The organism is Candidatus Omnitrophota bacterium (genome assembly GCA_028712255.1).
GTDB lineage: Bacteria > Omnitrophota > Gorgyraeia > Gygaellales > Profunditerraquicolaceae > UBA6249.
Map to the genome: position 1 here is coordinate 68853 of JAQTQJ010000008.1, position 10078 is coordinate 78930.

13 protein-coding genes and 1 tRNA gene are annotated in these 10078 nt (G+C 36.3%); all 14 read left to right on the forward strand.

Annotated elements, in window-relative coordinates:
• Positions 1 to 30 precede the first annotated feature (30 nt).
• On the forward strand, positions 31 to 672 hold the full coding sequence (locus tag PHC29_05120) for a hypothetical protein (GenBank protein ID MDD5108872.1): 642 nt from the start codon (positions 31 to 33) through the stop codon (positions 670 to 672).
• 111 nt (positions 673 to 783) lie between these two features.
• Positions 784 to 1044, forward strand: coding sequence for a hypothetical protein (locus PHC29_05125; protein ID MDD5108873.1), 261 nt, complete (start codon positions 784 to 786; stop codon positions 1042 to 1044).
• Positions 1045 to 1455: 411 nt separating this feature from the next.
• Complete coding sequence (locus PHC29_05130) at positions 1456 to 1710, forward strand: helix-turn-helix domain-containing protein (protein MDD5108874.1); 255 nt, start codon at positions 1456 to 1458, stop codon at positions 1708 to 1710.
• A gap of 36 nt (positions 1711 to 1746) precedes the next feature.
• Positions 1747 to 1923 carry a MerR family transcriptional regulator gene (locus PHC29_05135; protein ID MDD5108875.1) on the forward strand — a complete coding sequence of 59 codons (177 nt, stop codon included), beginning with the start codon at positions 1747 to 1749 and terminating at the stop codon, positions 1921 to 1923.
• Position 1924: 1 nt separating this feature from the next.
• A complete protein-coding gene (locus PHC29_05140) occupies positions 1925 to 3043 on the forward strand; it encodes a site-specific integrase (GenBank protein MDD5108876.1) in 1119 nt (372 codons plus the stop codon).
• Between the two features lie 4 nt (positions 3044 to 3047).
• A tRNA-Ala gene (locus tag PHC29_05145) sits at positions 3048 to 3120 on the forward strand.
• A gap of 31 nt (positions 3121 to 3151) precedes the next feature.
• Complete coding sequence (amrB, locus tag PHC29_05150) at positions 3152 to 4645, forward strand: AmmeMemoRadiSam system protein B (protein ID MDD5108877.1); 1494 nt, start codon at positions 3152 to 3154, stop codon at positions 4643 to 4645.
• A 76-nt stretch (positions 4646 to 4721) separates the two neighbouring features.
• Positions 4722 to 5453 carry an RsmE family RNA methyltransferase gene (locus PHC29_05155; protein MDD5108878.1) on the forward strand — a complete coding sequence of 244 codons (732 nt, stop codon included), beginning with the start codon at positions 4722 to 4724 and terminating at the stop codon, positions 5451 to 5453.
• A complete protein-coding gene (locus PHC29_05160; protein ID MDD5108879.1) occupies positions 5446 to 6672 on the forward strand; it encodes a MiaB/RimO family radical SAM methylthiotransferase in 1227 nt (408 codons plus the stop codon). Before PHC29_05155 ends, PHC29_05160 begins: the two co-directional genes overlap by 8 nt.
• Before the next feature lie 22 nt (positions 6673 to 6694).
• Positions 6695 to 7072, forward strand: coding sequence for a thioesterase family protein (locus PHC29_05165; GenBank protein ID MDD5108880.1), 378 nt, complete (start codon positions 6695 to 6697; stop codon positions 7070 to 7072).
• Positions 7073 to 7094: 22 nt separating this feature from the next.
• Positions 7095 to 7598, forward strand: coding sequence for a nitroreductase family protein (locus tag PHC29_05170; GenBank protein MDD5108881.1), 504 nt, complete (start codon positions 7095 to 7097; stop codon positions 7596 to 7598).
• Positions 7598 to 7894 (forward strand): hypothetical protein, encoded by a 297-nt coding sequence (locus tag PHC29_05175; GenBank protein MDD5108882.1) that lies wholly within the window; start codon positions 7598 to 7600, stop codon positions 7892 to 7894. The genes PHC29_05170 and PHC29_05175 overlap by 1 nt, the downstream gene beginning before the upstream one ends.
• A 59-nt stretch (positions 7895 to 7953) precedes the next feature.
• Complete coding sequence (locus PHC29_05180; protein ID MDD5108883.1) at positions 7954 to 8628, forward strand: glycosyltransferase family 2 protein; 675 nt, start codon at positions 7954 to 7956, stop codon at positions 8626 to 8628.
• Positions 8629 to 8755: 127 nt separating this feature from the next.
• On the forward strand, positions 8756 to 10078 hold a 1323-nt coding region (locus PHC29_05185), incomplete at its 3' end, for a sodium/proton-translocating pyrophosphatase (protein MDD5108884.1).

The following is a 10078-nucleotide window of genomic DNA, read 5'->3' on the forward strand; positions in this document are numbered from 1 at the left end:
AAGGATGTATTCTTATAAGTTGATGATAAGATGAAAAAATGGTTAAAAATACTAGCTGACTTAAGAAGAGTTTCAAGAAGTGGAGCAGTCAAGTATGTCCCTTTAGATAAAGGAAAGGGTTTTTTTATTTTTAAGAAGCCAGAAGCTCCCTTAGAGTATACTTCTTATGAGCTAGATGCTAAGGGCATTGATAGGAAGAAGGTGGAATTTAGATGTATGATATTTACAGGCAAAGAGATAATCTATGCGAACCAGAAAAGAAAGATTGGAGCTTACATAAAGAAGTATGATAAAGAGATTAATTCTTCTCCGGAGTTTCTGATAAGTAATTTCTTGGCCGCAAGAGACTATAAAATTCAATCCCCAAAGTATGCTAGACCAATTATGGATCTTTTTAGAAGGCTTGGTTTATTAAGAGAAAAGAGAGGCAAAGTTAAGATACCAGATACTACCACACAAAATCTAAGATGGTTTATAAGGGAGCAGTTTGAGTTACTCTCTAAGAAGAAGCCTTTACCAATAGAAATCTTACAAAGAAAATTAGAGCGAGAAGTGCATAGGTTATTCCCAGATAACCCCGAAAAAGCCGAGAAGTACTATTGGAATGACTTAACTGTAAGGAGGTTAATTGAAAAGCATCTGCTATTAAGAAGAATTATCTTTAAGAAATAATTTTCTTAATGTAACGATTTAAAACAAGTTTTGATTTATTATAGACCCTGTAAGCAAAAGCTTATGGGGTTTTTTTATTTGTCTAACAATCTTTAAAAAGGAGAGGAAAAAATGGGTAAGGGCGATGGGAAGCTAATAGACAGGATTCAAAAGAGCGGAGTAGTTTTAAGCATTTGGAAGAATCCTGGTGTTAAGGATGGTAAGGTAGTTGGGATAAATACCTTTGTGATTAATAGGTGCTATCTAAATAAGAAAGATGGGAAATGGTATTATCCCAAAGACTTCAAAGAGTCAGATTTGCCGGCAATTAAAGAAGCAATAGATGAGTATTTATTAAGATCACAGGAGGATAACACTATGAATGGGAGTTAATGATAAGGCGAGGCAAGTATGATACTTAGCATTATACTAAGTTAGTTATACTTTTACTCATGAATAATACTACTTAGTAATACTCATAAAACATACTAATTAATAATACTCATGAATGATACTTATTAATAATACTCTAGTATTATACTTAGTTATGATACTAGACAATAATTACTAGAAAGGTGGATAAAATGTTAACTCCAATTAAAGCAATACGAAAGTGGTGTCTTAGTTGTCAAGAATCTTGTTCTCTAGTACGGTATTGTGATGATACTGAATGTCCTTTATTTCCGTATCGTATGGGTAATAATCCAAAGAGGAAAGGCATAGGTAGAAAAAAATCAAATCCTACACAAGAAACCAATACTTGAGTTGATAATTTTGAATGGAAGATTGCTTATAAGTAAAAGCATGCCATTAAAATACTTATTTAAAAAATGCTTAGTTGAGTTGGGTAAAATAGGGAATAGGAATTTTATTCTTATGGATAAACGACTTTTAAATATAACAGAGCTATCAGAGTATTTACGTTTGACTAAAGGCACTCTTTATGTATGGGTGTGCCATAAGAAAATTCCTTATTTAAAGATCGGGAGTTCGCTAAGGTTTGATTTAACTCAAATTGACAACTGGCTTAAAGGGAGAAGGGTCGCAGAAATGACTTGACAAACTGAATAAACTATACTAAAGTATATGAAGGATATGGGAAAGAGATATTTCATAAGAGACTTAGAGAAGATACTTCAGGTAAGCCGTAGGACTTATTTCTATTGGGAGCAAACCGGAAAAGTGCCTAAGCCCAAGAGGACTACTATGGGTAATTATCGTTATTGGACTAAAGAAGAGATTAACAAACTAAAGAAGCTGATAGAGGGATAAAATGGGAGTTATTCTTAAAAGAGATAATTGGTATGTAGATTACTATTTTAACGGAAGAAGAAAAAGAGAGAAAATCGGCACTAGCAAAAAGCTGGCTGAAATTGTGCTCAAGAAGAGAAAAGTTGCTATAGCTGAAGGTAAGTTCCTAGATATTAAGAAAGAGCAGAAAGTAAGGTTTGATGAATTTGCCGATGAGTATTTAGTGGTGCATTGCAAATCTAATAACAAGTCGTGGTTTAAATCTGATTATTTTAACCTTAAGAATCTAAAAGCTTATTTCGGTAATAAATACCTTCACGAGATAACCCCGAAAGACATTGAGCAATACAAAGCAGAGAGGATTAAAGAAGTTAAAAAGCAAAAGACGGAAGACAAAGAGGAGCAGTTTATATCTCATGCAACAGTAAATAGGGCGTTAAACTGCCTTAGTTCTTTGTATAATCGTGCTATTGAATGGGGTAAAGCAACAGATAACCCCATGAGTAAAGTGAAGCTTTTTAAGGTGCCTGATAAGCGAGTTCGTTTCCTTGAGAAAGAAGAAATAGACAAGCTCTTATCTCATTGCTGCGAGCATCTAAAGCCAATAGTTATTGTTGCCTTACATACTGGTATGCGTAAGGGTGAGATCCTGGGGCTTAAATGGCACGATATAGATATTAAAAGAAATATAATCCACCTATACGATACCAAGAACGGAGAAAAGAGAGAAGTGCCTATGAACGAAGTTGTGCAGAAGACCGTCATAGGCGTTCTTAAAAACCCAGAAAGCCAATATGTCTTCTGTAATAAAGATAATAAACCTTATGGGAATGTCAGAAAATCATTCTTTACAGCTCTTAAAAAGGCGGGTATAATTAACTTTCGCTTCCACGATTTAAGACATACCTTTGCTTCTCAGCTTGTTATGTCAGGAGTTGATTTAAATACTGTTAGAGAGCTTCTGGGGCATAAATCCATTGAAATGACCCTTAGGTATAGCCATCTATCTCCAGACCATAAGAAGCGAGCAGTTGACGTTTTAGGCAAGAGAATGGACACTTTGTGGACACTTGGAGATAATAACAAAAAGCTGGAAGAAACCAGTATTCCAGAACTCCTTGAAAATAAAGTAGTTGTATAGGTTTGGGGCTGTAGCTCAGTTGGGAGAGCATCTCGTTCGCAACGAGGAGGCCGGGGGCTCAATTCCCCCCAGCTCCACTTATTTATTTCAATAAAAACCAATCTGACTATGTTTTATAAACTAATTATTTTAACTAAACTATTTATCTTCTGTATATTTTTTAATTGTTCTGCTTCTTCAGTTAAACAATCTGAATTTGGCGGGCAGTTTTATCCGGAACAAAAAGAAGAATTATCGAAGATGATTGATAATCTTTTATCAAAGGCTCATCCTAAAGAGGCACCCGGAGATATTTTTTTACTTCTTAGTCCCCACGCAGGATACGGTTACTCAGGCCAAACTGCTGCCTATGGCTATAAGCTCATTAAAGATAAACCTTATAAAACGGTGATTATTATAGGGACTAGCCATCATAAAGTTTTTAATGGGGCTGCTGTTTATACTCAGGGCGTTTTTGTTACTAGTTTAGGCAGGATAAATATTGATAATGAATTGGCTAAAAAAATGATTGGAAAAGATCCGGAACTTTTCTCGGATGTATCTGCTTTTAATAATGAGCATTCGGTTGAGGTGCAGCTGCCTTTTTTGCAAAAGCTTTTACCTGGTTTCTCCGCCGGAGCCGGATCCGCCTCTGGCGGAAAAATTGTTCCGATAGTTGTCGGAGACTGTTCTTTAGAAACCTGTAAAAAGATTGCACTTCTAGTTAGGCAAGCTATAGGAGTGCGTAAGGATGTTTTGATCGTAGTGTCAACTGATTTATATCATGGATATGATTTTGAAAAAGCCGATAAGACCGATGCAGTTACCCTGGATTCTATTAAAAGTATGGATTATGAAAAATTATATTATAATTTACGGGATGGATCAGCACAGGCTTGTGGAGGATTTGGTACTGTAATTGGTTTGGCCATTGCAAAAGATTTAGATTATAAAAAGATAGAGATATTACACTATACTAATTCTGCGATTCTAACAGGAAAGCCAGTTAAAAATATTTGGACGGTAGGTTATGCCAGTTGTGTGGCGTTTAGGCTTAAGGAGAATAATATGTTAAATATCCAGCAGAGAAAAAGACTTATCAATATCGCGCGGCAAGCAATCGAGAAGTATTTGAAAACTTCTACTAAGTTGCAAGTAAATGAGACTGATCCTGTCTTAAATCAGAAAATGGGAGCATTTGTTACTCTTACTAAGTATGGAGAATTGCGGGGTTGTATAGGGAATCTTGTGGGCACAGAGCCGCTTTATTTAACCGTCGGCAATATGGCAATTGAGGCAGCAGTTGATGATCCGCGTTTTCATCCGCTTAGTTTATCAGAATTAAAGGACATTGACCTGGAAATCTCTGTTTTATCTCTATTGGAAAGGGTAGATTCGGCTGAAAAAATAGAACTAGGCAAGCATGGTGTTTTAGTAAAAAGAGGCATAAATAGCGGAGTATTCTTGCCGCAAGTAGCTACGGAAACCGGCTGGAGTAAAGAAGAATTTTTGAGTCAGCTTTGTTCTCAGAAAGCCAACTTACCTGCAGATGCCTGGAAGGATAAAAATACAGAGCTTTATATTTTTAGCGCTGAAGTATTCTCTGAGAAGGAATTAGAATAATGAACTCCGCACTTTCTAGATATTCAAATATTAAAGTTATTCGGTTTAATGAATTAAATAAGAAAGAAGGTGCGGAGTGAACCGGTTCTTCATTGAGAAAATTAATCCGCTAGATAAACAAATTATTTTGAATGATCCCGCTCAACTGCATCATTTAAAGAATGTGCTCAGGATTAAGCCTAAAGAGCAGGTTACAATTTTTGATAGCTTAGGCAATGAATATATAGTTTTAGTCTCTGAAATTGGGGAAAAAGGGGCAAAATTAATGGTAAGAGAAAAAAGATTAAATGATGATGCGGGGATTAAAATTACGGTTGCCTGCGCTATCCCTAAGAAGGTAAAGATGGATGATATCGTAGATAAACTTACTCAGCTAGGAGTTGAATGCATAGTCCCGCTTGAAACAGAAAGGGTAATTGTTAGATTGAACAATCAGAAAAGAATAGAGCGACAAGAGCGTTGGGAGAAAATTTCTCAAAGCGCAACTAAACAAAGTCAGCGCAGCAAGCTTGTTTTGATTAAGCCGGTAACCGAATTTAAAGATGTAATTTCATTAGCCCATAACTTTGATTTAAAATTAATTCCTACATTAGAAGGAGAAAGAAAGAGCCTCAAAGATATTTTTAATAACTCATCCAGGGAAATAAAAAATGTGTTAGTGTTAATTGGCCCGGAGGGAGATTTTACGCCTTCTGAAGTTGCCTTGGCAAAAGAGGCTGGATTTGTCCCTGTCAATCTTGGAAGAGGTGTTTTGCGTGTAGATACTGCAGCTATTGCAGTTGTTAGTTTCATTAAGTTAAATGCATAGCCGAACCATTAAATTTTTTACTCTGGGATGTAAGGCTAACCAATATGATACTCAGAGCATCCGTGAAAAGTTTTTAAGTAAAGGTTTTTCTGGTACTGATAAAGTCCGGGCTGATTATTTTTTAATAAATACCTGTACAGTTACTTCAAGCGCTGACCAAAAATCCCGAAATATAATCCGTAAATGTATCCGTTCCAATCCAAAAGCAAAGGTAATTGTAACAGGCTGCCTTGTTGAAAAAGACCTTAAATCATTGAGCGATATCCGGGGAATTGATTTAATTATTAAAAAAAGTTTTTTTCCTGAAGGAATAAGCAGTTTTAATCAGCATACCCGGGCTTTTTTAAAAATCCAGGATGGTTGTAGTAATTTCTGCAGCTATTGCAAGGTAGCTTTAGTTCGGGGTAAAGAGCGCAGTAAAGAACTCAACCAAGTAATTGATGAGGCTCATAAACTGGCTGCCAGTGGATATAAAGAAATTGTCCTGACTGGTATCTGTTTGGGTGCTTATGGCAAGGATTTATCTCCAAAGATAGATCTTGTTGATGTTATTAACGCACTAGAAAAAATTAAGGGTTTAGAACGGATAAGGTTAAGCTCAATAGAGGCTAGGGATGTTTCTTTTGGGTTGATTAACTGTTTTAGAAACAGTAGCAAACTTTGTCGGCACCTGCATATTCCTATTCAAAGCGGAGATAATCGAATCCTTAAGCTTATGAATCGTAAATATTCTAGAGAGAAATATTCAAATCTTATTGATAGGCTGAAAAGTAATGTTCCTGGGATTTCCATTACTACTGATTGCTTAATAGGTTTTCCTGGCGAAACAGAAGTAAATTTTAAGAATTCACTCGATTTGATAAAGATGATCATGCCTTTAAAAGTGCATATATTTCCTTATTCCGGCAGGCCTGGAACTCAAGCGGTAGGATTTCCCGGGGTGGTTGATCCGGTAACGGTCAAGATTCGTTGTGAAAGGATGAAAGATGCTGCCAAAATGAGCTGGTTAAGTTTTATGCGTAAATTTATTGGTAAAAAATTATCTATTTTGATTGAAGGAAGAACTAAAGATAATCCTGATTTTTTGGAAGGTTTAACCGATAACTATTTACAGGTTAGGCTGCCATATAAGCCTGATTTGAAGAATAAGGTTGTTTTGGTTAGGATTAAGCGCATGATTGGAGATAATTTCATTGGTGAATATATTGACAATCCATAGATTGCAGGTAGAATAATATAATATGAAAAAGCGCATTTATTACCATCATACTGATTGCGGAGGAGTAGTTTATTACGCCAACTACCTTAAGTTTTTGGAGGAGGCGCGAACCGAATATTTTGAGTTAAAAAATACTTCAATCAAACAATTAGCTGATTCTGGGATAATGTTTGTGGTAGCACGCCAGGAAATTGATTATAAATGCCCTGCTAAATATGGGGATGAACTGGATATTCAAACTCAAGTAGGAGCTATGACTGGGGTGCGCATTGAGTTTTTACATGAAATCTATAATCAGGATAAAAAAATAATTGTTAAAGCTAAAACCATCCTTGTTTGTGTTGATAAAACCCTAAAACCGCAAGCCATTCCTGAAGACTTACGCAAAAAACTAGGATAATTTAATCTAAAGAGGTGAAAAAATGCAAGGGCTTCTCAATCTTTTAAAGATTAGGCGAAGTATAAGGGAATTTCAAGTTAAAGACATACCCAAAAGACAACTTGAAGAGATTGTTGATGCAGCAAGGTTTGCTCCTACTGCTAGGAACGTTCAGCCTTGGGAATTTATAGTAGTGACTGATAAAAATAAAATAGCACAGTTTGCTAATCTGGGCCAAAATGCCAGGTTTATGGCTCAGGCAGCAGCATGCATAGCGGTTTTTTCCATAGACACTAATTATTTTCTTGAAGATGGGAGTGCAGCTACTTGTAGTATACTTTTGGCAGCTACGGCTTTAGGTATAGGTTCCTGTTGGATTGCCGGAGATAAAAAACCTTACTGTCAACAGATCAATGTTTTATTGAATGTACCAGCGGGTATGAAGTTAATCAGCTTGGTTGCTTTGGGGTATCCTCTGAATAAAGATGTTTTTAAGGTAGCTCAAAAGCGTGATTTAAAAGAACTGTTACATTGGGAGAAGTTTTAATGCCTAATTCAGGATTTATTTGGACGGGTAATTCTGGTTGTTTATTGCCTTTCTTGATTATTTTTAATTTATTTTTCGGCAAGTTAATTTTTAATTCTACCCGGATTTGGCTAAGTATTGAATTCGTACTAATATTAATATTTATCCTTAAAATTCGTATTATGGTTAATAAAATTAAGCAGCAATTCGGCCAGCAAGGGGGTAGTTTTGTTTCTAATAGTCAAACCCACAGGCCCGCAGCTAAGGTTATTGATGTTCAAGGGGATGTAATTGAAGAGGATAAAAAGCTTAAATAACTATCATATAAATTAAGATCTTACAAGTTTGCGCCTACCTACTAAAAAATTAAAATAAAATGCCACTACTTTCTGTAATAGTCCCAGTTTATAATGAAGTAAGTACAATAAGTAAAATTTTGGAAAAAATTAATGCTGTAGATATTGATATGGAAATTATTGTGGTAAATGATGGTTCTTATGATGGGACAGAGAATGTTTTAAGGAATATTAAGTATAATAACTTGAAAGTTATTCATCATAGTAAGAATAGAGGTAAGGGTGCTGCTTTTTTGACGGGACTGGCAAATACAACCGGAGAATATGTAATAATTCAAGATGCTGACTTGGAGTATAATCCAAATGAGTTTCCTGGTTTAATTGAAGTAATTAAAACGAACAAAGCAGACATTGTTTTGGGCGCTAGGTTTCTAAAAGGCCATCATGGCTTATTAATGCATAGTATTGGTAACAGAATATTAACCGCACTTTTAAATTTTTTATTTAAATCCCGGCTTAATGATTATGCTACCTGCTATAAACTGGCTAAAAAAAGTACTTGGGACGATTTGAAGCTTAAGGCTGCAGGATTTGATATAGAGGTAGAGATAATTTGTAATATATTGAAAAATAATAAGAGTTTACTAGAGGTTCCAATATTTTATACTCCCCGCACGTATAAATCTGGAAAGAAAATAAGGTTTAGAGATGGTTTTTGGGCAGTTTTCTATATGTTTAAGTATAGGTTTGCATAGGGAATAGTGATATTATAAAATTAACACTATTTACTATTGACAAATAATGCAGCTGTGTTAATATGCTTTCTAATTTTTGTATTAGAGAATTATAACATATTAGTAATTTGAAAGGAGCGTAGTAAAGATGGGGTTTGATCTGTTGTTGCTAGCGCCTGTTGGTTCAATTTTAGCTTTGAGTTTTGCTTTTTATCTAGCTTTAAGTATCCTAAAAATGGATGAAGGTACGGATAGAATGAAGGAGATTGCCCAGGCGGTTCGCGTCGGCGCCCGAGCCTATCTAAAAAGGCAGTATTTGGGTGTTTCAATGTTTTTTGTCGTGGTGTTTTTTATTCTTCTAGCCATGGCCTTGAAGAATTACCTGGTTATATTTGTGCCGTTTGCTTTTTTAACTGGTGGTTTCTTTTCGGGGTTATCCGGTTTTATTGGTATGACTATTGCTACTCAGTCGTCAAGCCGTACTGCTCAAGCAGCCTCCAAAAGCTTAAATTCAGGCCTGCGTGTAGCTTTTTCAAGCGGAGCAGTCATGGGGCTTACCGTTGTAGGTTTAGGGTTACTTGATTTAAGTATTTGGTATTATTTCCTAAACTGGTATTATTCTTGCCATCCTACTCCATTAGGAACGGAGAAAATCGCAGCAATTACTTCAACTATGCTTTGTTTTGGGATGGGTGCCAGCTCCATGGCGCTTTTTGCCAGGGTTGGCGGAGGTATCTTTACTAAAGCCGCAGATGTTGGCGCAGATTTAGTAGGTAAAGTTGAGGCAGGAATTCCTGAGGATGATCCCCGCAATCCGGCAGTTATTGCTGATAACGTAGGTGATAACGTAGGTGATGTTGCGGGAATGGGAGCTGACCTTTATGAATCTTATGTAGGTTCAATTGTGGCAACTTCAGCTTTAGGTGTTGCTGCAGGTTTAGGTGTTGCCGGAGTAACTGTGCCTATGGTTATGGCGGCAGTAGGAGTTATTTCTTCGATTATCGGAACTTTTTTTGTTAAAAGTGGAGAGCAGGCTAGCCAAAAGGTTCTTTTAGTAGCTTTGCGCAAAGGAGTGTTCACTAGTTCGTTTATAGTTGCAGTAATTTCATTCTTTCTGGTAAGAGCAACCTTAGGTGCGCAGCATTTAGGTGTTTATTGGTCGGTATTGGCTGGTCTAATTGCTGGTGTTTTGATTGGCTTGTGTACTGAATATTATACTTCAAGTGGTTTTAAGCCAACGCGCTCTATTGCTGATGCTTCTTTAACTGGCCCTGCAACCGTAATTATCGGCGGTATTGCGGTAGGTATGATGTCTACGGCAATTCCGGTAATTATCGTATGCATTGCTATTTTAATAAGTTTTTATTTATCGGGTGGAGCTGCGAATTTTAACGCTGGCCTTTATGGTATAGCAATTTCAGCAGTAGGTATGCTTTCTACTTTAGGTATAACTTTGGCTACTGACGCCTAT

Excerpts from the sequence above, each read along its gene's own strand:
- PHC29_05125 (MDD5108873.1), top strand. The coding sequence starts at position 784 with ATGGGTAAGGGCGATGGGAAGCTAATAGACAGGATTCAAAAGAGCGGA.
- amrB (MDD5108877.1), top strand. The coding sequence starts at position 3,152 with ATGTTTTATAAACTAATTATTTTAACTAAACTATTTATCTTCTGTATA.
- PHC29_05175 (MDD5108882.1), top strand. The coding sequence starts at position 7,598 with ATGCCTAATTCAGGATTTATTTGGACGGGTAATTCTGGTTGTTTATTG.
- PHC29_05180 (MDD5108883.1), top strand. The coding sequence starts at position 7,954 with ATGCCACTACTTTCTGTAATAGTCCCAGTTTATAATGAAGTAAGTACA.
- PHC29_05170 (MDD5108881.1), top strand. The coding sequence starts at position 7,095 with ATGCAAGGGCTTCTCAATCTTTTAAAGATTAGGCGAAGTATAAGGGAA.
- PHC29_05160 (MDD5108879.1), top strand. The coding sequence starts at position 5,446 with ATGCATAGCCGAACCATTAAATTTTTTACTCTGGGATGTAAGGCTAAC.
- PHC29_05120 (MDD5108872.1), top strand. The coding sequence starts at position 31 with ATGAAAAAATGGTTAAAAATACTAGCTGACTTAAGAAGAGTTTCAAGA.
- PHC29_05165 (MDD5108880.1), top strand. The coding sequence starts at position 6,695 with ATGAAAAAGCGCATTTATTACCATCATACTGATTGCGGAGGAGTAGTT.
- PHC29_05135 (MDD5108875.1), top strand. The coding sequence starts at position 1,747 with ATGGGAAAGAGATATTTCATAAGAGACTTAGAGAAGATACTTCAGGTA.
- PHC29_05130 (MDD5108874.1), top strand. The coding sequence starts at position 1,456 with ATGCCATTAAAATACTTATTTAAAAAATGCTTAGTTGAGTTGGGTAAA.
- PHC29_05140 (MDD5108876.1), top strand. The coding sequence starts at position 1,925 with ATGGGAGTTATTCTTAAAAGAGATAATTGGTATGTAGATTACTATTTT.